The sequence below is a fragment of the Stappia sediminis genome (genome assembly GCF_009826895.1).
Classification (GTDB): Bacteria; Pseudomonadota; Alphaproteobacteria; order Rhizobiales; family Stappiaceae; genus Hongsoonwoonella; species Hongsoonwoonella sediminis.
Map to the genome: position 1 here is coordinate 572,251 of NZ_WUMV01000003.1, position 24,599 is coordinate 596,849.

Here is a 24,599-nt window from a genome sequence, read left to right on the forward strand (position 1 = left end):
TTCGGGGCTCTCCGGTAATGGCATTCTGGCATGTTCGGGTCGTGGGCGAGCCTAATGCGGCAGCCGGCGGTCGTCCAGACGGGGTGCTCGAACTCAAAGGTTTCGCAAAACCGGCGCCGGCTTTTCGCCGAGCACGCGCCACGTGCCGATCAGCCCGAAGCCGACGGTAAGCACCAGCGCGATGATGGCGGCACTCGTTGCCGTCGCCGGCAGGAAGACAAAGCTTCCGCCCATCACCTGCGTCACGACATAGCCTGCGGCAAGCGCACCCGCGATCACGCCGAATATGGCGGTCGCAAGCCCCAGAATTGCGTATTCGTAGGAATAAGCCGCGATCAGGCGCCCGCGCGTTGCCCCCAGCGTTTTCAGGATCACCGCGTCATAGATGCGGTGGCTGTGGCCGGCGGCGAGCGCGCCCGCAAGCACCAGAACGCTCGCGATCAGCGTGACGGAGGCCGCCCCCCGGATCGCCCAGGCTAGCTGGGCGACGAGCGCGTTCACCTGCTCGATGGCGTCTTTCACGCGCACCGCCGTCACGGTCGGGAAGGCGGCGGTCGCCTTCTTCAGGAGCGCGATTTCCTTTTCCGTTGAAACGTCCCCGTCCCATGTGACCGTGGCGAGATGCGCATGAGGAGCGCCCGCGAATGTGTTCGGTGAGAACACCATGACGAAATTGATCGCAAGCGATTCCCAGTCCACCCGGCGCAGGTTGGCGATTTCCGCCGTGATCGAGCGCCCGAGGACGTTGACGGTGATGGTATCGCCGATATCGAGTTCCAGCGCTTCCGCAACACCCTCCTCGAAGGAGACGAGCGGCTTGCCGGAGTAATCTTGCCCCCACCAACTCCCGGCGATGAGCGTGGAGTTTTCCGGGATTTCGGCGGCATAGGTGATGCCCCTGTCGCCGCGCAGCGCCCATGCGCCGCCGGGTGGCGCCTTGATCTCCTCGCTCGGCACGTCATTGAGTGCGGTTATGCGCCCGCGCAGCATCGGCGCGGTCTCGATAGCCGCGTCCGGCGCGGCTTGTTTGAGGAAGGCGTCGAAGGCGTCCTTCTCGCTGTTCTGGATGTCGACGAAGAAGAAGCTCGGCGCCTCGCGAGCGATCGTCTGGCCGAGCTCCCGGCGCAGGTTTCCGTCGATAAGCGCGAGCGCGACCAGCAGCGACAGCCCGAGGCCGAGCGACAGCACGACCGAAGGCGTCAGCGCGCCGGGGCGGTGGATGTTGCCGATGGCAAGCCTGAGTTCCGCCGAGCGCACATGCGGCAGGCGCCGTGCGCTCCACATGATGGCCTTTGCCACGAGCACGAGCAGCACGAAGGCGCCCGCCGTTGCCCCCACATAGACGAGCGCGATCCGCTTGTCCGCCGAAAGCCAGACGGCGATAGCGGCCAGTACCGCAACGGTGACGGCAGTCGCGAACATGTAACGCTTGCGCGGAAACCTGCGTCCGTTGCCAATGTCGTCGCGAAAGAGTGCGCGCGGCGGCACGTCATGCGCGCGTCCCAGCGGCCACAGCGCGAAGGCAAGCGCGGTGAGTGCTCCGTAGACGACGCCGAGCCCGAGTTCGGCGGGGAAGATGCCGGTCGCCGCCTCTATCGGCAGGACGCTTGAGAGGAACCCGGAGGCGACGAAGGGGATTACCATGCCGATGATGAGGCCGATGGCGATGCCTATCCCGGCAAGGGCCATGATCTGGATGAGATAGACCCGGAAGACGAAGCCGCCTTCCGCTCCGATGCATTTGAAGGTGGCGATCACGCCGCGCTTTCTCTCAAGAAAGGAGCGCACGGCATTGGCGACGCCCACCCCGCCGACGACGAGCGCCGTCAGCCCCACCAGCGTCAGGAACTGGGAAAAACGGTTGATGTTTCGCTGCAGGCCGGGGGCGGCGTTCGCGCGCGAGCGGATTCGCCAGCCGGCTTCGGGAAAGGCGTCGCGTGCCTCCGCCGATACAGCCTTGATCCGTTCTTCGCTCGAGCCCGGCGGCAGTTTCACCCGGTAGTGCCATCTCACAAGGCTTCCCGGCTGCACGAGGCCGGTTTCGCCAATCGCCTCGTTGGAGATCATCAGGCGCGGGCCGAACTCCAGACCACCGTCGAGCTTGTCGGGCTCGGCTGCGATGGTGTCGGCTATGCGCACTTTTGTGCGGCCGATTGAAACCTCGTCGCCCACGTCAAGATCGAGCCTTGCGAGAAGTGCCAGATCGGCCACCGCGCCCCAGGTTCCGTCCGTTTTCGAAAGCGCGTCTTCAAGGGTGCTGCCGCCTTCGAGGCGGAATTCGCCATAGAGCGGATAGACGCCGTCAACCGCTTTCAGTTCGACGAGCGACTGCTCGGTCGTCTCCGGAATACGGGCCATCGCCCGCATGGTGGCGACCTCGCTCACCTCGCCGAAGGTTTGGAGAAACCGGCGCTCGTCGTCTTCCGCCTGACGGTGGACGAGGCGGAAAGAGATGTCGCCGCCCAGAATCGTCGTTCCTTCGGCGATGATGCCTTCGGTCAGGGCGCGCGAGACGGAGGTTACGCCCGCTATCGCCGCCACGCCGAGCGCGATACAGGCGATGAAGATGTAAAAGCCGCGAATTCCGCCACGCAGCTCGCGCAGCGCGAAACGCAAGGCAAGACGCCAGGACGGCGCGAATGCACCCTTGGCCGATCCCGGTACGAAGCCTGCCATCTGCTTCATGCCTTTTCCCGCTCGTGAGAAAGATCGAGCGGCTCGATCTCGCCGGAGCGCACCCTGATCACCCTGTCGCAGCGCCGTGCGAGGGTAAGGTCATGCGTCACCAGCACCAGCGTCGTGCCGCGCTTTTCGCTCGCCTCGAACATCAGTTCCACGATCTGCTCGCCGGTGGTTTCGTCCAGGTTGCCGGTCGGCTCGTCGGCGATCAGGATCTGCGGCTCGACGACCAGCGCGCGGGCGATCGCGACGCGCTGTTGCTCGCCGCCGGAAAGCTGGGCGGGATAGTGGGAAAGCCGTTCGCCGAGGCCGACGGCCTCAAGCTCCGCATGGGCCTTGTCGAAGGCTTGCGGGTCGCCCGCAAGCTCCAGCGGTACGGCGACGTTTTCAAGCGCCGTCATGTTGGGCACCAGGTGAAACGACTGGAAGATGATGCCGACGTTGCGTCCGCGAAAGCGGGCAAGCTGGTCCTCGTCAAGCTTCGTCAGCGTTTCGCCCGCCGCGATCACCTCGCCCTCGTCGGCGCGTTCGAGGCCCGCCATCACCATCAGCAGCGTCGACTTGCCGGAGCCCGACGGCCCGACAAGGCCGACGGAGCATCCCTTTTCGATTTCAAGGTCGATGCCTTTCAGGATATGCACGCGGCCCGCCCCGCTGCCGAGGCTCAGGTGAACCTGTCTGAGCATGATGACGGAGGAAGCGGCGGTTTCGGTCGTCATATGGCGGCCTTCGGTTCGGCGTTGATCACGGCAGGCGGGCTCGTCATTCCGGCTTTCTATCTTATCTACGGTGTTGGCCCGCGCCTGGACGCAAGGCTCACCTGTATGAAATAGATCGCCCCGAATGGTATGACCCGGCAAATCCTTTCCGATATGGGGCATTGCTGCGAAACGATCCAGAGGAAGAGCGCTCTTGATACGAACCGTTACATTTTTTCTGGCTCTTGCGCTTGCGTTCGGCACGCTTTTGCCGCCGCATGCCAAAGCCGATACGCTGAAGATCGTTGCCTTCGGCGACAGCCTGACGGCCGGATACGGGCTTCCCCCGGCAGAGGCCTTTCCGGTCCAGCTCCAGAAGGCGCTGGCGGAAAAGGGGCTCGACGTCGAGGTGGTCAATGCCGGCGTCTCCGGCGATACGACCACGGGTGGCCTTGCCCGTCTCGACTGGTCGGTGCCGGAGGATGCCGATGCGGTGATCCTCGAGCTTGGCGGAAACGACGCGCTTCGCGGGCTTCCGCCCGAGACCACGCGCGAAAACCTCGATGAGATGGTCGCCCGGCTGAAGGAACGCGGCATCGCCGTTCTCGTCGCTGGCATTCGTGCGCCGCGCAATCTGGGTGAGGAGTATGCGCAAGCCTTCGATCCCGTTTTCGCCGATGTCGCGCAAGCGCATGGCGCGCGCCTCTATCCCTATTTCCTGGAAGGGATACCCCTTTCTCCCGAAACCGTTCAGGGCGATGGCCTTCACCCGACAGGAAAGGGTGTCGCGATCATCGTGGAAAACATCCTGCCCAGTGTCGAAGAGCTGATGGAGCAGGTTAGGTCACGGACTCATAAATAAGACTGAAATGGTATGCGCGGATTTGTTCGGATACGAGACGCGAACCTGCAGGAAACCGTCTGGTTTTCAAAGGTTTGCAACGATGTTGCCGGGCAAATCCGCCATATCCCGAGATCAACCGACCCGAAATCTTTCCGATTTCGGATCGACAAGTTGCTCCGTGGACGCGTAAACGGCTTCGACCTGCTGCGTCGAAGCGCTTGGCCGGGTGGCAAACCTGCCCCGCGCGCTTCTCCTTGCATCTCTTTGCCGTTTGAAGCGCCATTCCAGCCTTATTTATGAGTCCGTGACCTAGGGGTTCATAAACCGCCCTTTCGCGGTTAAAAGTCTCCTGACTTTCCATCCTTTTCAGGCGCGCTCGCGCCGTTTCCCATCCGATTGAGGTTTTCATGGAAAAGCGCCGCCTTGGCCGCACCGATATCATGGTCTCCAGCCTGTGCCTCGGCACGATGACCTTTGGCGAACAGAATACGCAAGCCGAAGGCCACGCCCAGATGGATCTCGCCGTGGAACGCGGCATCAACCTGTTCGACGCAGCCGAGCTTTATCCCATTCCGCCCAAGCCGGAAACGCAGGGCCGTACGGAGGAAATCATCGGCACCTGGATGAAGGCGCGGAAAAACCGTTCGGACATCGTGCTGGCGACGAAAGCGATCGGCCGCTCCGACAACACCTGGTTTCGCGACGACGGCTCGCCGGGCCGCCTCACCCGAAAGCAGCTTGAAGAGGCGCTCGACAAGAGCCTGAGGCGTCTCCAGACGGATTATATCGACCTCTACCAGCTTCACTGGCCGGACCGGCATGTCTCCGGTTTCGGCTCCAACCTGACGCGCTGGAAGGATCCCGTGCCGGCCGAAGACGAGGCGCCGATCGCCGAGACGCTGGAGGTGCTTGGCGATTTCGTGAAGGCCGGCAAGGTCCGCCACATCGGTCTTTCCAACGAAAGCGCATGGGGCACGATGACGTTCCTGAAGGAGTCGGAGGCGAACGGCCTGCCGCGCATCGCCTCCCTCCAGAACGCCTATTCGCTGGTCAACCGCACGTTCGAATCCGGTTTGGCGGAAGTTTCAAGGCGAGAGGATGTTGGCCTGCTTGCCTATTCCGCGCTGGCGCAAGGATATCTGACCGGCAAGTACCGGGATGGGGCGTTGCCGAAGGGGGCGCGCAAGACGTTGTTCGAACGGTTGCAGCGTTACGAAAAGCCGGGCGCGGAAACGGCGATCAACGCCTATCTGGATCTTGCCGCCGATCTCGGGGTCGATCCGGCGCAGCTTGCCATCGCGTTTGCCCGCTCGCGTTCCTTCACGACGTCGGTGATCCTGGGCGCGACCTCGCTCGCTCAGCTCGAGGTCGATCTCGGGGCCGCCTCGCTTGAAATCACGGAAGAGATCGAGGCGCGTATCGATCATCTCCACCAGCTTCACGGCAATCCCTGTCCGTAAGCGGCGCTTGTCCCCGCTCGCTTGCCCTTACTCGCTTTTTACGGGGAGTTCGTGACGAGGGCTGCAAGATCAGGCAGGCAGTCCGCGAGCGCTGCCTGCGCCTGGCAAAAAATCGAATCATTTCGCCGCAACTTTCGTCGGCCACGGCCTGATCGACCGCCGGCACGTGTTTTTCGGCGTTCAAAAACACTTAGATTTCAATGTCATCTGATTTTCCCTTGCGCGTCGTAAAAATTACAAGCCTCATTGGGATGTTGAGCAACAGCGGAGGATTTTGTCATGCCCCGACTGTTCACCGGACTGGAAATTCCGGCTGAGACTGGCCAGTTCCTTTCCCTTTTGCGCGGCGGTCTCAGAGGCGCGCGCTGGATCGACCCGGAAAACTATCACGTCACCTTGCGCTTCATCGGCGACATCGACGACCGCATGGCCGACGAGGTCGCGGACGCGCTCGACCGCATTCGGCGGCGCTCCTTCGAAGTGCGGATCGACGGGCTCGGTTCCTTCGGCAACGGCAAGCCGCATTCCATCTGGGGGCGGGTGGAGCCGCTGAAGGAACTGCAGGAGCTTCAGGGCGAGCAGGAGCGTATCCTCCAGCGCCTGGGCTTCACCGGCGAGCGGCGGAAGTACATCCCCCATGTCACGCTCGCCCGCCTCAAGGGCACGACGAACGAGGAAGTCGCCCGCTGGCTCGCCGAGCGTGGGGATTTCAGGGCCCCGTCTTTCGTCGCCGGGCGCTTCGTGCTGTTTTCCTCAAAGGCAAGCGTTGGCGGCGGCCCCTATCTCGTCGAAGAGGCCTATCCCCTGGCGGCGTGAGGGCCTTCTTGGGCACGGCTTGCCAAGCTCACAACCTTTGCGCTTGGGCCGCACGGCTTTGGAAATTGGCAGGCCCTATGCATCACACTCGGGGTCGTCCCGGACTTGATCCGGGACCCAATCCACCTCGCAAAATACTTCGAAATATTAGGGCATGTCCCCCAAAAGCGGAAACCGGTTTTGGGGCAAGGACATGCGCAATATCAAATAGATAGAGCGCGTCTGGTGATTCCGATTAAACAAGACGCGCTCTAGGGTCAGGACCTATTCAATTGAGGAAAATGGTATGAGCCAATTTGGTTGGATACGAGGAGCAAAAACGCAGGAAACCGTCTGGTTTTCAAGGCTTTTCGACAAAGTCGCCGGCCAAATCGGCCATATCTGTACAGACACCGAAACGGCTTCGACCTGCCTTGTCGAAGCGCTTGGCCGGGTAGTCAACCCGCCCCGCGCCCTTCTCCTGGCATCTCTTTGCCGTTTCAGGTGCCATTTCCGTCAATTTAATAGGTCCTGACCCTAGTGAATTCACGGCATCGCCCCCGCTTGTTGAACCGAGATTAGGCCCGGGGGGCCATGCCCGGTCTAAGACCCGGGTACGGGGAGGGACGGCGAAGTGTGGGCGAGCGACGTGCAAAAAATCGGCGGAGAATTCTTGAGCGGACAATAGGGGGATTCAAGCCGGCGGCAAAAGGTCGTCGCGCCACGACTCGCCCATGGCGCGTCGGGCCATCATGTGCGAACGCGCATGGTTGATGCTGTCGACGGCGATCAGCTTTTCATCCTTCAGATATGCGACGTAGAAGGAGCCGGACGCCGGATCGCCGACGGTTATCGCCTCGTCGTAGCCCTGTGAAAGTCCCGCGATCTGCAGCTTGACGTGATACTGGTCGGACCAGAACCAGGGAACCGGATCGTAATCCACGTCCTTGCCGCATATGTCGGCGGCGACCGCCTTCGCCTGGTCGATGGCGTTCTGCACGCTTTCAAGGCGGATCGAGCGGCCGTAGCGCGCTGAGAAAAATCTCGTGCAGTCGCCTGCCGCGTAAACCGCCTCGTCGCTCGTACGCCCGGCCCCGTCGACGAGAATTCCGTCCGAAACGTCGAGTCCGCAGGCCGCCGCCAGTTCGTCGTTCGGCGCGGCGCCAACGGCGACGAGCACCAGATCGCAGTCAAGGCGACTGCCGTCCGCGAAGCGCACGGCCTCGACCCTGGCCGTTCCCTCGAACGCCTCTATAGCGACGTTGAGCCGGATATCGACGCCGTTGTCGTGGTGAAGCTTTTGATAGAAGTCCGAAATCACCGGCGAGACGACGCGCTTCATCACCCGGTCCAGCCCTTCCAGAACGGTAACCTCGCGCCCTAGCGAACGTGCGACGGCGGCAACCTCCAGCCCGATATATCCGCCGCCGACGATGGCTATCCTGCCCTCGCCTTCAAGCGCAGGGCGGATCGCGTCGACATCGGCGATCGTGCGAAGCGAAACGACGCCCGGAAGATCCGCCCCCGCGAGCGGCAGGCCGCGGGCGCGTGTGCCGGTTGCGAAGACGAGCCGGTCGTAGGCGATTTCCTCGCCGCCGGATGTCTTTACAAGCTTCTTCTCGCGGTCGACCGCCTCTGCCTTCACCCCCAGATGCAGCTCCACAGACTGGGTTTCGTAAAAACTCGATGGCCTGAGTTCAAGCGTGTCGTTGCCGACCTCGCCCATCAGGTATTTCTTGGAAAGCGGCGGGCGTTGATAGGGCGGATGCGGCTCGTCGCCGATCAGCACGATCTCGCCCTCGTGGCCGTTCTGGCGTAGAGACTGCACAAGCTGGGCGGCGGCCTGCCCCGCGCCAAGAACCACGATCCTGTCCTGCATCCGCTTTTTCACCCCTGTATCATTCGACGTTGCCAGTAGCACGCTCAAGCGCGGCCGGGCAATCGCGCAGCCCGGATACATAAAGCAAAAGCGGCGGAAGCGAGTCCGCCGCTTTCAATTCTGCGTTCAGGTGCAATCGGGAGCGCGTCAGGCCGCGCGCACGCCGTCCAGGAAGATGCGGACTTCCTCGCGAATCACCTTCGCCTGCTCGTTGAGGAGCAGAGAAAGACGCTCGACTTCGTTGCCGGACCGGCGGGCATGGTTGCCGGCACCTGCTACCGCATCCATCGCGGCCGCGCCCTCGCTGGACGAGCCCGAGGCATTGGCGACATTTTCCGAGATCGAGAAGACCGCAGCGTTCTGCTGTTCCACGGATGCGGCGACGGCGGCGGCGATATCGTTCATCTCGTTGATGATCGCGGTCACGTCGTCGATTGCCGAAACCGCATTGGCGGAGGCGATCTGGATCGCCTCGACCTGCTGGGCGATATCCTCCGTCGCGGTCGCCGTCTGGTTTGCCAGCCCCTTCACCTCCGCCGCGACGACGGCAAAGCCCTTGCCGTGCTCGCCCGCGCGCGCCGCCTCGATCGTGGCGTTGAGCGCCAGGAGGTTGGTCTGGTTGGCGATATCGCGGATGAGGCCCATGACCTGGCCGATCTTGTCGGCGGTGGACGAAAGTTCGGACATGGAGGCCGCCGTCTGGCGCGCGCCTTCCACGGCCCGGCTTGCCACGGCCGTCGACTTGCCGGCCTGGGCGGAGATTTCGGTGATGGAGGCGGCTAGCTCTTCGGTGGCCGAAGCTGCGAGCGTCACGTTTTCCGCCGCAATGCGGGCAGCAGCTCCCGCGCGTTCCGCTTCGCCGGCGACATTATCGGAGGCGCTTTCCACTTCGTGGGAGGCGCGCGAAAGCTCCTTCGCCGCGCCGTCGAGGCTTGAGAGCGCCTTTTCCACCGTTGCGTCGAAGCCGGAAATCAGCCCTTCGAGCCGGCGCACACGCTCGTCGCGTCCGGCGTTTTCCGCCTCGCGTTCGCTGGCAAGGCGCTGCCGCTCAAGGGCGTTGTCGCGGAAGATTGCGACCGTGCGGGCCATGGCGGCAAGCTCCGTCTCGCCTTCGCCGGAGGGCAGCTCCACATCGGTGCGCCCCTGCGCCAGCGCCTCCATCGCCGCCTGCAGGCGCTTCAGGGGATGAGTGATCGAGCCGCCGATCAATGCGCCCAGGCCGGCGACGAGCACAAGCACGGTAAGCATTACGCCGCCGACCAGATAGGTCGCCCGGGAACGGATTTCAGCCAGTGATTTCGCGGCCTCGGCGGCGCCGGCGCCGGCGTTTTCCTTCAGCCGGTCCAGCGCGGGCGGCAGATTGGCGAAGGTTGCCAGGATCGTGGCGCGCAGTCCCGACCGGACACTTGTCGCCTTCGCATAGTCGGCGAAAAGCTCGCGGTATTGCGCCATGTTCTCGCCGATGAATTTCTTCGCATCGTTCGGGATGTAGGCGCGCTCCAGCAGTTCCTCGAATTTCGCGAATATCTCGTCGAATTTCGAGGTCGCCTCTTCCCCGCCGCCCAGCGCGAAGTCCTTTTGCGCGCCCTGGATCTGGATGACGGCGCGAACCATCTTCTCGAAATCCGGGTTGGAGCCGAACTTCAACTCCTCGGCGATGCGCGCTTCCACCGCGCCCGAGCTTTCTGCAAGGGCGGCACGAAGGCCGTTTTGGGCGTTGAAGCCGAGCGTGGACTGAATATCGTTCAGTTCGGCGAAGGCCGTCTCGATGGTATCGAAGCTTGAGTGAAGTTCCCTGATGGCGGCCACGCTCGCAGGATCGTCCACGAGCGCGGAAGTTCGGTTCACCTCGAAGCGGGCGTTCACGAGAAGTTGCTCAAACGCCTCGCGCGAAGCTTCCCCCGGCGACAGGAGGTAGGTTTTTTCGGCGATTTCGAGCTGGCCGCCGATTTCGGCAAGTTCGCGCGCACTTGAATCAAGCGTGGAATAATGTTCTGCCTCGGCAAAGGCCGCGCCAACGCGTTCCTGGCTCCACCAGAACACGCCGGCGACGGTGACGAGACCCACGAATGTAATGACGCCTAGCGCGGCGATGCGCGCGCGTACGCTCATGCGGCCCAAAAGGCCGGAATTCTTATTGATTTGCACAGCGGGAGCCCTTGAGGATCTGGTTGACCTGACCGGCAGATTGCCTGCCAGCGGTTAAGGACTGTTCAACGGGCGGCGCTCATCTTCATGGCGTTGATGCCAAATCTTTCGCCACGGTGCTGCGAATACTCGAGACGAGACAGGTAAACGAATTGAGAAACTTGCTGGTTGCCGCTTCGCCCGCCATTTTCGTGCTGTTGTGGTCGACGGGTTTTATCGGCTCGAAGCTTGGCGCGCCCTATATCGAGCCTTTCGCCTTCCTCAGCGTGCGCTTCGCGATCGTCCTGCCGGTCCTCTTTGCGATGACGCTTGCCATGCGCCGAACATGGCCCGCGACGTTCTCGGACTACCTGCATTGCCTCGTCTCCGGTGCCTTGATGCACGGCGTCTATCTCGGCGGCATCTTCTGGGCGATAGACAACGGCATGCCGGCCGGCATCTCGGCGCTCGTCCTCGGCCTGCAGCCGCTTCTCACCGCGCTGATCGCCGGTCCCGTGCTGCATGAAAAGATCGACGCGAAACACTGGGTGGGCCTTGCCGCCGGCGGAGCGGGGCTCGCCCTCGTCCTCGGCCCGAAGCTGGGGCTGGCCGCGAGCGGCATTTCGGCGGTCACCATCGCCGCCTGCATCGTCTCGGTCGTCGCCATGTCGGCGGGCGCGGTCTACCAGAAGCGTTTCGTCTCCAAAATCGATCTTCTGCCCGGCACCACGCTGCAATATGCCGGCGCGCTCCTGATCACGATTCCCATGTCGACTTTCGAGAGCTGGGAAATCACCTGGTCGGGCGATCTGATCTTTGCGCTCGCCTGGTTGATCTTCGTGCTGTCTATCGGCGCGATCCTGCTGCTCATGTATCTTATTTCGCAGGGAAGCGCGGCACGCGTCGCGGCCCTTTTCTACCTCGTGCCGGTGGCGACGGCGGTGGAGAGCTACTTCCTCTTCGACGAGACGCTCTCCGCCGTGCAGATCGCCGGCATGGGGCTTGTCATCGCCGCACAGATCCTGATCCAGCGCGGGGCGATCACCTTGCGGCGGCGTCAGGCATGATCATGCCGCGCCGCTCGCGCAACAGCCCGCGTTCGCGCAGGATCGCGGCGTTGAGTTCCCCGCCGAAGATGAACAGAAGCGCGATCAGGTAGAGGAAGATGATCGCCGTCATGATGCCGGCAAGGCCCGCGTAGGTGGAAACGTAATTGGCGAAGCGCGCCAGATACGTGCCGAAGCCGATGCCGGCGACGAACCACAGGAGAAGCGTCGCCAGAACGCCCGGCAGCATGTCGAGGAACTGCCTGCGTCCGTAAGGCAGCAGCGCGTGGGCAAGCATCAGTCCGGCGGCCGTCAGCACCGTCGCAATGACGTAGCGCGACAGATCGAGGCTCGTCTGAAAATCCGCGATCCAGGGCGTATATTCCACCGCCCATTCCAGGAAAAGCGGAGCCAGAACCACGAGGAAGGAGAAGGCGATCAGCACGAGCGAGCCCAGGAACACGAAGGCGATCGACTGGAGCCTGAGCCAGAGGAAAAAGCGTGTGTCGTTGAGCCTGTAGGCACGGTTGAGCGCGGTCCTCAGCGCCTCCACGCCGTTTGAGGCGAACCACAGCGAGACGACGACGCCGAGCGTCAGGATGTCGCCGCGCGGGCGCGTCAGCACCGTCTTTATCTCCCGCGAAACGGGTCCCGCCACCCGTTCCGGCCACGTCTCGAACAGCATGGCGGCGATCCTGTCGGCCATGTCGCCCAGTCCCATGAAGCCTGTCAGCGCGGCGATGAATATGAGGAAGGGGAAAAGCGCCATCAGCACCGAAAGCGCCACATGGCTCGCCATGGCGAAGCCGTCGTCCTTGATGAGATGGCCTATCGCATCCACAAGGACGCGATAGATGAAAATCGCATAGGCCGACAGGTTCATCGCTTCCCTCCGCAATTGCCCAATCGGACCATCCGCCCGGCGAAAGCGCAAGCCGCTGCGGCATTTGAGAAACTTTATTACTCCGCCACCCGGCTAAAAGAACTATTGCTTCGCACCTGCCGCAGGTTATTGTGTGCGCTGCACCATTGATCGGACATACGTGTGCTCAGCATGCGAAACGGAGAAATTCATGTCGCTTGCCACCGACCACGGCCCGCTTTCAGGAGAGACCCCGCTGAACGAGCTGACGGCGAAGGCCGTGACAAGCCTCGATGCGCTTCTCGACATTGCCGCGAAGCGTGTGGCGCAGAAGGTTCGCGACGGCGAGCGGATATCGTCGGCGAAGATGGAGAGCGAGCAGCGCGCGACCCACGGGCTTGCCTGGCTTGCGACCTATGTGGAAGCGTTGAAGCAGCTTGACGCATACGCGAAGCGCCTGCGGGAAGCCGGAAAATTCGGCGAGACGGAAGAGCTTATCGTCCGCCTCGGTTTCGCGGAATACCTGGCGCAGGTCTTCGGCGGCATCCCCATGAACCAGGGCGAATTCGTGCGCCTTGCCGACCTCGGGATCACGGCGTCCGAAGCCGCGAACACGCAGACGCCGGAGATCGGCGAACTGATCGCGACCGGCAATATGCCGGAAATCCGCGCCCGGCTTGCAAGCCTCATCAAGGATCAGGAAGGTTCATCCACCTTCGGCGATACCGGCCTTGACGAGACCTACGAGCAGATCCGCGACGAGATGCGCCGCTTCGCCGCCGACAAGGTCGCGCCATACGCCCACGAGTGGCACCTGAAGAACGATTATATCCCGCTCGAAGTCATAGAGCAGATGGCCGAGCTTGGCGTTTTCGGCCTGACGATCCCGGAGGAATACGGCGGGCTCGGCCTTGGCAAGGAAAGCATGTGCGTCGTCTCCGAGGAGTTGAGCCGGGCCTATATCGGCGTCGGCTCGCTCGGCACGCGGTCGGAAATCGCTGCGGAACTGATCCTTGGCGGCGGCACGGACGAGCAGAAGGCGAAGTGGCTGCCGAAGATCGCCTCAGGCGAAGTGCTGCCCACGGCCGTCTTCACGGAGCCCAACACCGGTTCCGACCTTGCCTCGCTCAAGACGCGCGCGGTGCGTGACGGCGACGTGTGGAAGGTTTCCGGCAACAAGACGTGGATCACGCACCCCGTGCGTGCCGACATCATGACGCTGCTTGCCCGCACCAACCCGGATGAGCCCGGCTACAAGGGCCTTTCCATGTTCATCGCCGAAAAGCCGCGCGGCAGCGATGAGGATCCCTTCCCGGCGAAAGGCATGTCGGGTGGCGAGATCGAGGTGCTCGGCTACCGGGGCATGAAGGAATACGAGATCGCCTTCGACGGCTTCGAGGTGGCGCATGAAAACCTGCTCGGCGGCGTGGAGGGGCAGGGCTTCAAGCAGCTCATGCAGACCTTCGAGGGCGCGCGCATCCAGACGGCGGCACGCGCGCTCGGCGTGGCGCAGGCGGCACTCGATGTCGGGCTTCGCTACGCGCAGGAACGCGTGCAGTTTTCCAAGCCGCTGATTTCCTTCCCCCGCGTTTCCGACAAGCTGGCGATCATGACGGCGGAAATCATGATCGCGCGCCAGCTCACTTACTTTTCGGCGTGGGAGAAGGATTCGGGAAGGCGCTGCGATCTTGAAGCCGGCATGGCCAAGCTTCTCGGCGCGCGTGTCGCCTGGGCGGCGGCCGACAACGCGCTGCAAATCCATGGGGGTAACGGCTTCGCGTTGGAGTATCCTGTCTCGCGTCTCCTGTGCGATGCCCGCATCCTCAACATTTTCGAAGGGGCTGCGGAAATCCAGGCACAGGTGATCGCGCGAAGGGTTCTGGAAACACGCGGGTAAATTGCATTATTGAATAATTGATTGTAGAATTTTGTGTCAATAACTTTAGAGGCAAACAATGGACCGACGCCTGAATTTTTATTTCTATCAGATTGTTAACAATAGGCAGGGCGCTTTAAGCTTACCGCAGTGCCTGGCGGAGATCGCCGAAACTCCCCCTGGAGCGCAAAGAGAGATAGCCGTCACGCGCGAATACGTGATGAGGCTTGAACGATTTGACGAAGCTCACGGACTCATCCTTGGCGAAATGTTGCGTAAACAAGTTGTAAATTTTCCAGCAAGAGTTCCAGCCGACGGCTTGGCTACACCATTGGCACTTCAAGGCGCAGGGCTAGGCCATAATTCAGTTTTTATATATAAACCAGAAGAAGATCTTTTAATTTACGAGCGAAACAGAAATGGGGTTAGCGTTAATCGCTTCTTGCAATACTTAAGGGGACAGGTAAATGGCATTGAATTCTCAGCGCTTCCAGTTCTTACCGTGGATTCGTTAAGAATGTTAACTGAAAATCAGCCCACCAAGCTTTCATTAAAAATTTCAGAACCAGAAAATCTTGAAGTATTCGAAAACCAAGCTCTATCTCCTCTGCAATCAATTGCTAGAGTAAAAGAATTAACAGGAGGGTCTTACGTCAATATCGAATTTGGTGTAGGTCGGGAGCGCGTAGATCTGAACAAAAGAAATATAATAAACATTGTTAGAAATATGCTAAGAAATAAAGAAAATGATAGCGGTGGAATAAAAAGTATCAAAGCAAATATTAGGGACGAAGCTGGGCAAACCACCCCACTTGATTTTATTAATGCTCACCTAAAATATTTTGAGGATCTGGATTTGCCAGACAACGATCCAGAGGCGGTATTCGAAGAAAAAATTAATGCGGCGAGGCGAGCGCTTGAAGAGAGATATGAGGAATTCGCACAACAACAGAGATTATGATGATTAAATTCGTTGAAAAACACACTTGGGCAACAGGATTGATAACAATTGTTGCACTAGTGATTTTTCGCGAAAATATCGTAGATAAACTAAGCGAACACAAAGAATACATCAACCTTGCTGGGTTGATTTCTTATTGTTCTTCGCTCGGAGGTTTATTGGCGTCATTTATTTTTGCATTCTACGCTGTGATTATTGCGTATCCAAATAGGTTCTCGTTGAGAATAAAAAAAATGAAGGCTTATGAGCAATATAAGAGATATTGCCTTCAAGCGGTATTGGTCGGATTAGTATTCTCATTTATTTCATTATTTGTAGTATCTTACAAATTAGACCCATTTAGTAATTTTATTGATTATTTAATATTTTCAATATGGATGGGATTTTTTATTTCTGCTTTTGCTTTAGGATGTCGGGCAATATTAGGGTTCTTTATTATTGTACAATAATACTGACCCATCGCGTCGACCCGCCAAGGCAGGCCAGCGATTGGGGACCCGAAACCTGCAGAAGCTCTCCATCCAGAATCAAGGCTGATGCGGGTGATAGGCAAGTTGCCTTTCGACCGCGCCTTGCGAAAACACGCCGTTTCCGAAAATGACCTCGCCCGCGGCAAGCGTGAGCCCGCGCGCCCGGCCCTGGCCTTTCAGCACGCCGCCGCGAAAGTCCGGGTCGGGGTCGGTATGGGGCGCTCCCGCGCCAAGCACACAGTCCTGCACGGCGATTGGCCCGAGGATCTGGCTGCCCGAACCGAGCCTGCAATTCCCCATGACCGATGCACCGGAAATATAGCGGCCCCTGTCTCCGATCTTGATCGATGCATCCGCACGGTCGACCTTGGCAAGAAAACCGCCTTCTCCGAAATGATTGTGGGAACCGATGACGATGTCGCCTGCTTGCGCAACGATTCGCGTGCCCGAATGGAGCGTGTTCCCGTCCCCCAGTTCCAGCGTGCCCGCGTCGGCGCATTCCAGCGCGACATTGGGGTGGATCACGTTTCCATGGCCGAGGCGTATATTGCGCGAAATCAGGGTGGAAAAGGGATCGAACAGGATCGTTCCCCTGTCGATGAGGGCGGCGGTTTCCCCGATTTCGAGAAATCCGAATTGCCTGCGAACGGCGTCAAGCCGCGCAATCTCTTTGTCTGAAAGCATTTCCTGAACCGTACTTGATTGGACGGACTTAGATGGTGCTGGACGATATCCTGGCTCACTTGGGGTTTCGTAAACGAAGGTGAACGGATTGCCACCCTCACCCGGCACTGGTGTGCCGACCTCTCCCTTGGAGGGAGAGGGCCGGGGTGAGGGTGATTTTCAAATTCGCAGCACCGGGTGACGGTGAAATACCCCAATCCCTCACTCGTGCGCGGTGTTCTCGCGGATGATGCGGATGATCTCGCGCGGCGCTTCCAGGTGGGGCATATGGCCGACACGCTCGAACACATGGGTCGAGATCACGCCCGGCAGGCGGTGGGCCTGGCGGGTCGGCAGCACCCGGTCCTGCGTGCCCCAGACAACGCGGATCGGCATGCCAAGCTCCGCCAGATCGTCGACCGGCAGCATCTTCTGCACCTTTCCGTCGATGATTTCCTCCGCGATCTTCATCAGCGCCTCGTTCGCGCCTGGCACCTCGCGCATTTCCGCGACATGGCGCGAAAGCATGCGCGGCAGGTCGAATTCCCAGCCGAAGAACTGCTCCAGAAGCACTTCCAGTTCGTGCGGATTGGCGGCTGAGGCATAGCGGCGCAGAAGCTTGTGGTTGATCTCCGGACCGAATCCGCCCGGCGCAAGCAGCGTCAGGCTGGCGACCCTTTCAGGCGCCTTCAGCGCCATGAGGGCCGCAACGGCACCGCCCATGGAATGGCCGACAAGATGCGTGCGCGACAATCCGAGTTCGCCAAGCGAGGCAAACACCGCCTTTGCCGCCACATTGGCATTTCCGATAACCGGCCAGTCGATTGCCTTGCCGTGTCCGGGCAGGTCGAAGGCGATGGTTCGCCGCTTCGCTTCGAAGGCTGCCTGCACCGATGTCCAGGTCAGCGAATCTCCGCCGAAACCATGCAGGAAGATGATCGGCGCGCCGCCGCCCGTTCCCCTGTCGACATGGGGCAGCATTCTCGCCTCTGTCTTGGTGTCCATCTGCATCTCCCCGATCTAGAGCGCTTTCCACGAAAGCGGGATCGCTTTCGTGATCGGAATTCGCTCCAGGCCCAATATTCCCTTTCTTTGGCATGTCGGGGGAAAAAGCGCGAGAGGGTTGAAGGTCGCATTCGCCTTGACATGTCCTCGCGGCAACGACATGGATCGCCTTAAATCGGTTGAAAAGGGAAGAGCAATGCCGGTCGATCTCCTGTGCCTCGGCGAAGCAATGGTGGAATTCAACCAGCGCGAGGCGGGCGGGCCCTATGTCCAGGGGTTCGGCGGCGATACGTCGAACGCTGCGATCTGCGCGGCGCGGCAGGGCACGGCAAGCGGCTATCTTTCCGCCGTGGGGGACGATGCCTTCGGCGCCATGCTGCTGGGTCTTTGGGAGAGCGAAGGCGTTTCGGTGGAGCATGTCGGGCGGTACGCGGGTACGCCGACCGGCATATATTTCGTCACCCATGGGCCGGCGGGCCATGAATTCACCTATCGCCGGGCGGGTTCGGCGGCAAGCCTGATGCGCCCGGCCGATCTTCCGGTGGAAGCCTTGCGCACCGTCAAGATCTTGCATCTTTCCGCGATCAGCCAGGCGATTTCGTCTGCCGCCTGCGATACCGCTTTCGAGGCTGTAAGGCTCGTGCGCGAGGCCGGCGGGCTTGTCTCCTACGACACGAACCTGCGCCTGTCGCTTTGGCCGCTTGAGCGTGCACGCGCAGTCATTCACGCGACCGCGGGTCTCTCCGACATCCTCCTTCCCGGCCTCGATGACGCGCGTCAGCTCACGGGCCTCGATGAACCTCGGGAGATTGCCGATTTCTACCTCGCAATGGGCGTGAAGGTCGTCGCGCTTACGCTTGGCGCCGAAGGTGCGCTGATAGCGACGCCCGACCGGGCGGAAATCCTGCTGCCGCACAAGGTCGACCTGGTCGACGCGACGGGGGCGGGCGATGCCTTCGACGGCGCGTTCCTTGCCGAGTTTTTGGAGACGGGCGATCCTTTCCGTGCGGGGCGCCATGCCAACGCGGCGGCGGCACTTTCCGTGCGCGGTCTCGGCGCCGTGGCGCCCCAGCCGACCCGCGCGCAGGTGGAGGCTTTTCTGCGGACGTCAGCTTGATGCTTGCGTAAATTCCGTATTAACCGAAGAATAAGTCACCTGCATTTATCTTGCCGGAATTGTGTTTGGGCTGATGTGTCGGCGTATTCGCCGGAAGGGGGCATCATGAGGGGAATCCGTCTTTTCGTTTCCGCGCTTCTTGCCTTTGCGGTTTTCGGCGGCGCGGCATCCGCGCAAAACGCGGCCACGGGCTTTTTCGATTCAGCTACCAAGAAATGGGTGAGCTACAGGCTCACGCCGGAAGCCGCGGGCGCGATCGCGCGCTCGAAATACAAACGTTCCGTCGTGCGCTACCGCACGGGCGAAAAGCCCGGCACGATCATCGTCGATACCGGCGAGCGCAGGCTTTACTACGTCCTCGCCAAAGGCAAGGCCGTGCGCTACGGCATCGGCGTCGGGCGTGAGGGCTTTACCTGGTCGGGAACGGAAAAGATCACGCGCAAGGCCAAGTGGCCGGGCTGGACGCCGCCGCCGGAGATGATCCGCCGAGAGGCGAAAAAAGGCCGGAAACTGCCGGGATACGTGCCCGGTGGGCCGAAGAACCCGCTCGGCGCCCGCGCGCTCTATCTTGGCGGTACCGACTATCGCATCCATGGCACGAACGAGGACTGGTCGATCGGCCGCGCCGTTTCCTCCGGCTGCATCCGCATGCTGAACGAGGATGTGGAGGATCTCTACGAGCGTGTCGGGATCGGCGCGAAGGTCGTCGTCCTCTGATCCGGGCGTCATTTTCGGGAATTTTCTGAAGAAGCGGCGTCGATCCTTGTCCGGACTGGCGCCGCTTTGCTGTCCCTGTCCCTGTTCAGCGGAAGCGGAAAAGTTCTACCGGCTCGAAGAAGCCTGCCAGCGTGTGGCAGCCGGCAGACTGGATTTCGCGCGCGATGATCTGCGCGATATCCGCCGTTATCAGCACCGAGCAGCCGAGTTCCTTCGTCAGCGCTTCCATGCGCGCCGCTGTGTTGACGGTCTGGCCGATCACGGAAAAGGTCAGCCGGTCCGCAATGCCGATGTTGCCGAACATCACCTTGCCGGCCGAAAGCGCGAGCCCGCAGCGAAGCGGCTCTTCCTCGCCCGTATTGATTGCGGAAAGCCTCTCGAACACGGCGTCGACCGCGGTGATCGCCTGTTGTGCGGCTGCCTCGAACCCGCCATTGTCGGTCGGGAAGGCTGCAAGCACCGCATCTCCGATGAAGTCGAGGATTTCGCCGCCGGCTTGCGTCACCGCGCCCGCGGTCGCGTCGAAATAGGCATTCAGCCGCTTGAGGTAGGCGTCGGGGCCCGGTTCCTCGGCAAGGCGGGTTGAATCGCGCAGGTCGCAATAGAAGATTACCGCGTCGATTTCGGCTCCGTCGCCGTGGCGGATCCGGCCGGAAAGCACCTGCTGCCCCGCGCGTTCTCCAAGGTACGTCCGGGCAATGTTTTCCGCGATACGGCGCTGGATCGATGCCTGGCAGGCGAGCGCGAGGCGAAGCTGGATATAGTCGATCGCGTTCATCTGGTCGTCGGTGAAGCCGCCTTCGGCCTTCGTCGCCCAGGAAACGATTATCCCCGTCCGCTTCACGCCTTCTATGCTGAAGGGCAGGTGGAAGCTCGTCAAGATCACGAGATAGTCCGTGAAGCCTTGTCCGGCGAGGTCGCGGCAAAGCGGGAAGTCGAATTCGGAGTTGCCGCCGGCAAGTTTTCTTCTCAACCGCGACTCGTCGCCGATCAGAACCGCGCGGATCGGGCTGCGCAGCCATTCGTCCGTGTCTTCCTCGCGGTGGGAATAGGCCTCATACTGGACGTCCGTTTCCGGCATCCAGAGCGCACTCTCCGCCTCAATCAGGGGGTGGAGAGTGGCCCAGGTCAGGAGGCTGCGGTCGACGGGCACTTCCGCGTCGCGAAGCCGCTGGCACGTGCCGGCGAACATGCGGGCGATGTCGGGCGCACCCAGTGCCTCCCGAATGAGCCAGTCCTCGATGCGCTCAAGCGCCGGGGTCGTTTGCATCAACATGCTTTCCGAGCAACCTCAGGCTATTTCTGTCGCCCGTTTTGCCACGAAAAAGACCCGCCTGGAATTTTCCTCGCCGCCTGTTTTCCGGCGCCGGAGGGTCAGGCCAGCGCGCCGTGGCAATGCTTGAACTTCTTGCCCGATCCGCAGGGGCACTGCTCGTTGCGGCCGATCTTGCCCCAGGTTTCCGGCTTTTCCGGGTCGCGCTCCGCGCTTGACGCCAGCGTCGCTCCCGCCTGCTGGGCGATTTCGTCCACCCCGGTGGAAGCGTTGACGTGATGCGCCTCCATCGGCGGAAGATCTTCCTCGCCGGGCATTTGCGGCGCCGGTTCGCGCACCAGTTCAAGCCGCATGAGCTGCGCCGTCGTCGCCTGCCTGAGGTTGGCGAGCATCGCCTCGAACAGCGTGAACGCCTCGGTCTTGTACTCCTGCAGCGGATCGCGCTGGGCGTATCCACGGAAGCCGATTACCGATCGGAGGTGATCGAGATTGGCGAGATGTTCGCGCCATAAATGGTCAAGCGTCTGGAGAAGAACGGCTTTTTCCACCTGCTGCATGACGCTGTCGCCGTAGTCGGCAACCTTTCGCGCCATGATGGAATTCGCCTGCTTCGTCAGGCGCTCCTTCACCTCCTCGTCGGCGATGCCCTCTTCCTTGGCCCAATCAGACACCGGCAGATCGAGGTTCAGGATATTGCGCACCTCCTGCTGGAGGCCTTCCACATCCCATTGTTCCGGATAGGCTTTTTCCGGAATATGGCGGGAAACGAGATCGTCGATCACGTCATGGCGCATCTCGTTGACGGTCTCGGTGACGGCGGACCCTTGCATGAGTTCGATGCGCTGGTCGAAGACGACCTTGCGCTGGTCGTTCATGACGTCGTCGAACTTCAGAAGGTTTTTGCGGATGTCGAAGTTTCTGGCCTCGACCTTCTGCTGCGCCTTGGCGAGCGCCTTGTTGATCCACGGGTGGACGATCGCCTCACCTTCCTGGAGGCCGAGCTTCTGCAGCATTCCGTCCATCCGGTCGGAGCCGAAAATGCGCATCAGATCGTCCTGCAGCGACAGGAAAAACCTGGAGTGCCCGGGGTCGCCCTGGCGGCCCGAGCGGCCGCGAAGCTGGTTGTCGATGCGCCGGCTTTCGTGCCGTTCCGTGCCGATGACGTATAGTCCCCCGGCCTCGAGCGCCTTCTGCTTCAGCCGCTCGATATCGGCCTTGATCTCCACTTCCTTCGCGGAGCGCTCCTCGCCTTCGGGAAGATCGCCGAGTTCCTTTTCGATGCGCATCTCGACATTGCCGCCGAGCTGGATGTCCGTACCGCGACCGGCCATGTTCGTGGCGATCGTCACCGCGCCCGGAAGGCCTGCCTGGGCGATGATGGACGCTTCCTGTTCGTGGTAGCGCGCGTTCAAAACGGCGAAGATCTTGGCCTTTCTGGAATCCGAAGGATTTTCGGCGAGCGGCCTGAAGGCATCCGGGTCGGTCACGTCGACCTGCTTGTAACCCGCCTTTTTCAGCCGTTCTGCGAGCAATTCCGATTTTTCGATCGACGTCGTGCCGACAAGGATCGGCTGGCCACGCGATTTGCAGTCGTCGATCAATTCGACGATGGCGTTGTATTTCTCCTCGACCGTCCGGTAGACCTCATCGTCGTCGTCGACGCGTTTCACCGGCAGATTGGTCGGAATTTCAACGACTTCCAGACCGTAGATGTCCGCGAATTCCTCCGCTTCCGTAGAGGCGGTGCCGGTCATGCCGGCCAGCTTGTCGTAGAGGCGGAAGTAGTTCTGGAACGTGATGGACGCAAGCGTCTGGTTCTCCGGCTGGATGGAGACATGCTCCTTTGCTTCCAGAGCCTGGTGCAGGCCTTCGGAGAAGCGCCGGCCCGGCATCATGCGGCCGGTAAACTCGTCGATGATCACCACTTCGCCCCCGCGCACGATGTAATCGCGGTCGCGCTGGAACAGCTTGTGCGCCTTGAGCGCCTGCTGCAGGTGATGGACGACGGAAACATTCTCGACGTCGTAAAGGCTGTCGCCTTTCAGAAGGTTCGCTTCGCGAAGCAGGTTATCGAGCTTTTCGTTGCCGACTTCGGTAAAGGTTGCCGAACGCTGCTTTTCGTCAAGTTCGTAGTCTTCCTCGACGAGATTCGGAATGAAGGCATCGACCGTGTTGTAGAACTCCGAACGGTCTTCCAGCGGGCCGGAAATGATAAGCGGCGTGCGCGCTTCGTCGATCAGGATGGAGTCCACCTCGTCGACGATCGCGAAATAGTGACCGCGCTGGACCATGGAGCCCGGGTCGTACTTCATGTTGTCGCGGAGATAGTCGAAGCCGAATTCGTTGTTCGTGCCGTAAGTCACGTCGGCGGCATAGGCCACACGGCGTTCCTCGTCGGAAAGACCATGCACGATGACGCCGACGGTAAGCCCCAGGAACCTGTAGATCCGGCCCATCCACTCCGAGTCGCGGCTGGCGAGATAATCGTTCACGGTGACGACGTGCACGCCCTTGCCCGTCAGCGCATTCAGATAGACGGCGAGGGTGGCGACCAATGTCTTGCCCTCGCCGGTGCGCATTTCCGCGATTTCGCCGGAATTAAGCACCATGCCGCCGATCATCTGGACATCGTAATGGCGTTGTCCGAGCACACGGCGCGCGGCCTCGCGTACGGTTGCGAAAGCCGGAGCGAGAAGATCGTCGAGGCTCTTGCCGTCGGCGAGTTCCTTTCGGAAGGTTTCGGTGCGTGCTCGCAATTCTTCGTCGGAAAGTGCCTGGAGTTCCCCCTCCAGAGCGTTGATCTGGTCGACTGTTGTCCGTAACTGTTTGATTTTGCGGTCGTTCGCGGAACCGAACAATTTACGGGCGAGTGCGCCGAGGCCGGCCATGAGGCGGTCCTTCCCTTTTCGGGCTCGCGCGGGTTTCAGCGCGTTTCGTAGCCCCGAGATTGAATACTGCGGGCGCGGAAACCAGCTTCCGTCTCACATCCGCCGTATTGAACGGAGAGACCGACGGTATCCACGCAAGGATAATCGCATCTTCTTAAGAAGACGCACGAGAGATAAGAGGGGGTCCGGAGGTTGTCAACGGCGCGCGTTTCGGCAAAGCTCGCGCGCCGCGGCAAAGGCGACAGGTCGCTCCCGTTTGCCCCCTGACACGCAATGAGTGAAGGACATTCCATGCTTGATTTTTCCGCAGCGGCGCACATTCGCCCGTTTACGCTGCGCGCGATGCTGGCCGGCTTCATGGCTGTCGCCGCGTTCGGTATCATCACGGCCCCGATGGCCGCCCAGGAAGCGGCGGCTCAGGAAGCCGACGACGTGCTCGCCAAGGTCGGCGACAGAGAAGTGACGGAGGCCGACATCGCGTTCGCCTCCCAGGAATTCGCCGGCCAGCTGCGCAATATCCCGCCCAATCAGTGGCGCAGCATCCTGACGGACACCGTCGTTGACATGGAAGTGATGGCGGCCGCGGCGCGCCAGGCTGGAATCGACAAGGAGCCCGACTTCGAACGCCAGATGGACTTCTTGCGCATGCGAGCGCTTCGCAACGCCTATATCGTTCGCGAGGTGGAGGACAAGGTTACCGAAGCCGACGTCAAGGCCGCCTACGACAAGGAATTCGAAAGTTACTCCGGCGAAGAGGAAGTTTCGGCGCGTCATATCCTTCTTGAAACCGAGGAAGACGCGAAAGCCGTGATCGACGAGCTTGACGCGGGCAAGGATTTTGCCGAGCTGGCCAAGGAAAAATCCACCGGGCCGTCCGGGCCGAACGGTGGTGATCTCGGCTATTTTACCAAGGGCCGCATGGTGCCGGAATTCGAGGAGGCCGCCTTCGCCATGGAAAAGGGCGCTCACAGCGCGGAGCCCGTGAAAACGCAGTTCGGCTGGCACGTGATCAAGGTTGAGGACCGTCGAACGCAGCCCGCTCCCGAACTTCCTGCGGTGGAACAGCGCATCCGCCAGGACCTGGTGCGCGCGAAATATGCCGAGGTCCTGGAGAAGCTGAAGTCCGAAACGCAGATCGAGATCACCGATCCCACGCTGAAGGCCGACGGGGAAGGTACGGTCGAGGAAGCGCCGGAAAAATCGGAAAACTGAGTTTCGCTGATCGATTTCGGCTTTGAA

The 24,599-nt window shown here is 61.1% G+C and carries 19 protein-coding genes; 10 read left to right on the forward strand and 9 right to left on the reverse strand.

The window, feature by feature from the left end; all coding sequences use genetic code 11:
• Nucleotides 1–93: 93 nt before the first annotated feature.
• The gene (locus GR183_RS09590; protein ID WP_160775799.1) at nucleotides 94–2,676 is read right to left on the reverse strand and encodes an ABC transporter permease; all 2,583 of its coding nucleotides are present in this window, start codon (nucleotides 2,674–2,676) and stop codon (nucleotides 94–96) included.
• A 5-nt stretch (nucleotides 2,677–2,681) separates the two neighbouring features.
• Entirely contained in the window at nucleotides 2,682–3,398 is a 717-nt protein-coding gene (locus tag GR183_RS09595) for an ABC transporter ATP-binding protein (protein ID WP_160775375.1), read from the reverse strand.
• 193 nt (nucleotides 3,399–3,591) lie between these two features.
• Between GR183_RS09595 and GR183_RS09600 the strand changes: the two genes are divergently transcribed.
• The 3 genes from GR183_RS09600 to thpR all read left to right on the forward strand — a co-directional run bounded on the left by GR183_RS09600 (nucleotide 3,592) and on the right by thpR (nucleotide 6,497).
• Nucleotides 3,592–4,239, forward strand: coding sequence for an arylesterase (locus tag GR183_RS09600; protein WP_202395942.1), 648 nt, complete (start codon nucleotides 3,592–3,594; stop codon nucleotides 4,237–4,239).
• A gap of 389 nt (nucleotides 4,240–4,628) precedes the next feature.
• Nucleotides 4,629–5,681: an aldo/keto reductase gene (locus GR183_RS09605; protein ID WP_160775376.1), complete on the forward strand. Its 1,053-nt coding sequence runs from the start codon at nucleotides 4,629–4,631 to the stop codon at nucleotides 5,679–5,681.
• A gap of 279 nt (nucleotides 5,682–5,960) precedes the next feature.
• A complete protein-coding gene (thpR, locus tag GR183_RS09610) occupies nucleotides 5,961–6,497 on the forward strand; it encodes an RNA 2',3'-cyclic phosphodiesterase (protein ID WP_160775377.1) in 537 nt (178 codons plus the stop codon).
• Nucleotides 6,498–7,170: 673 nt separating this feature from the next.
• Here the strand turns inward: thpR and GR183_RS09615 are convergent.
• Entirely contained in the window at nucleotides 7,171–8,355 is a 1,185-nt protein-coding gene (locus GR183_RS09615; protein ID WP_160775378.1) for an NAD(P)/FAD-dependent oxidoreductase, read from the reverse strand.
• A gap of 147 nt (nucleotides 8,356–8,502) precedes the next feature.
• Nucleotides 8,503–10,467, reverse strand: coding sequence for a methyl-accepting chemotaxis protein (locus tag GR183_RS09620; RefSeq protein ID WP_202395944.1), 1,965 nt, complete (start codon nucleotides 10,465–10,467; stop codon nucleotides 8,503–8,505).
• 188 nt (nucleotides 10,468–10,655) lie between these two features.
• On the opposite strand from GR183_RS09620, the gene GR183_RS09625 reads away from it, so the two are divergent.
• Nucleotides 10,656–11,549: a DMT family transporter gene (locus tag GR183_RS09625; protein WP_208999804.1), complete on the forward strand. Its 894-nt coding sequence runs from the start codon at nucleotides 10,656–10,658 to the stop codon at nucleotides 11,547–11,549.
• On the opposite strand, the gene GR183_RS09630 is transcribed toward GR183_RS09625, so the two are convergent.
• A complete protein-coding gene (locus GR183_RS09630) occupies nucleotides 11,524–12,411 on the reverse strand; it encodes a YihY/virulence factor BrkB family protein (protein WP_160775379.1) in 888 nt (295 codons plus the stop codon). The two genes, GR183_RS09625 and GR183_RS09630, sit on opposite strands and share 26 nt — an antisense overlap.
• Nucleotides 12,412–12,601: 190 nt before the next feature.
• Here GR183_RS09630 and GR183_RS09635 point away from each other — a divergent pair, with 190 nt between their 5' ends.
• From GR183_RS09635 to GR183_RS09645, 3 genes are read left to right on the forward strand one after another with little or no spacing between them, the layout of a single operon-like run.
• Complete coding sequence (locus GR183_RS09635) at nucleotides 12,602–14,287, forward strand: acyl-CoA dehydrogenase family protein (protein ID WP_160775380.1); 1,686 nt, start codon at nucleotides 12,602–12,604, stop codon at nucleotides 14,285–14,287.
• A gap of 58 nt (nucleotides 14,288–14,345) precedes the next feature.
• Nucleotides 14,346–15,227: a DUF6731 family protein gene (locus GR183_RS09640; RefSeq protein ID WP_160775381.1), complete on the forward strand. Its 882-nt coding sequence runs from the start codon at nucleotides 14,346–14,348 to the stop codon at nucleotides 15,225–15,227.
• On the forward strand, nucleotides 15,227–15,676 hold the full coding sequence (locus tag GR183_RS09645; protein ID WP_160775382.1) for a hypothetical protein: 450 nt from the start codon (nucleotides 15,227–15,229) through the stop codon (nucleotides 15,674–15,676). Before GR183_RS09640 ends, GR183_RS09645 begins: the two co-directional genes overlap by 1 nt.
• 78 nt (nucleotides 15,677–15,754) lie before the next feature.
• On the opposite strand, the gene GR183_RS09650 is transcribed toward GR183_RS09645, so the two are convergent.
• Together GR183_RS09650 and GR183_RS09655 are read right to left on the reverse strand one after the other, a co-directional pair.
• Entirely contained in the window at nucleotides 15,755–16,381 is a 627-nt protein-coding gene (locus GR183_RS09650) for an LbetaH domain-containing protein (protein WP_160775383.1), read from the reverse strand.
• Nucleotides 16,382–16,582: 201 nt separating this feature from the next.
• On the reverse strand, nucleotides 16,583–17,365 hold the full coding sequence (locus GR183_RS09655) for an alpha/beta fold hydrolase (protein ID WP_208999805.1): 783 nt from the start codon (nucleotides 17,363–17,365) through the stop codon (nucleotides 16,583–16,585).
• Between the two features lie 196 nt (nucleotides 17,366–17,561).
• Between GR183_RS09655 and GR183_RS09660 the strand changes: the two genes are divergently transcribed.
• Both GR183_RS09660 and GR183_RS09665 read left to right on the forward strand, forming a co-directional pair.
• Nucleotides 17,562–18,482, forward strand: coding sequence for a sugar kinase (locus tag GR183_RS09660; protein ID WP_160775385.1), 921 nt, complete (start codon nucleotides 17,562–17,564; stop codon nucleotides 18,480–18,482).
• A gap of 105 nt (nucleotides 18,483–18,587) precedes the next feature.
• Nucleotides 18,588–19,199 (forward strand): L,D-transpeptidase, encoded by a 612-nt coding sequence (locus GR183_RS09665; protein WP_160775386.1) that lies wholly within the window; start codon nucleotides 18,588–18,590, stop codon nucleotides 19,197–19,199.
• An 85-nt stretch (nucleotides 19,200–19,284) separates the two neighbouring features.
• On the opposite strand, the gene GR183_RS09670 is transcribed toward GR183_RS09665, so the two are convergent.
• The gene (locus GR183_RS09670; protein ID WP_160775387.1) at nucleotides 19,285–20,469 is read right to left on the reverse strand and encodes an adenylate/guanylate cyclase domain-containing protein; all 1,185 of its coding nucleotides are present in this window, start codon (nucleotides 20,467–20,469) and stop codon (nucleotides 19,285–19,287) included.
• A 104-nt stretch (nucleotides 20,470–20,573) separates the two neighbouring features.
• Nucleotides 20,574–23,360 (reverse strand): preprotein translocase subunit SecA, encoded by a 2,787-nt coding sequence (gene secA, locus GR183_RS09675; protein WP_160775388.1) that lies wholly within the window; start codon nucleotides 23,358–23,360, stop codon nucleotides 20,574–20,576.
• A gap of 291 nt (nucleotides 23,361–23,651) precedes the next feature.
• On the opposite strand from secA, the gene GR183_RS09680 reads away from it, so the two are divergent.
• Entirely contained in the window at nucleotides 23,652–24,572 is a 921-nt protein-coding gene (locus GR183_RS09680) for a peptidylprolyl isomerase (protein ID WP_202395945.1), read from the forward strand.
• Nucleotides 24,573–24,599 lie beyond the last annotated feature (27 nt).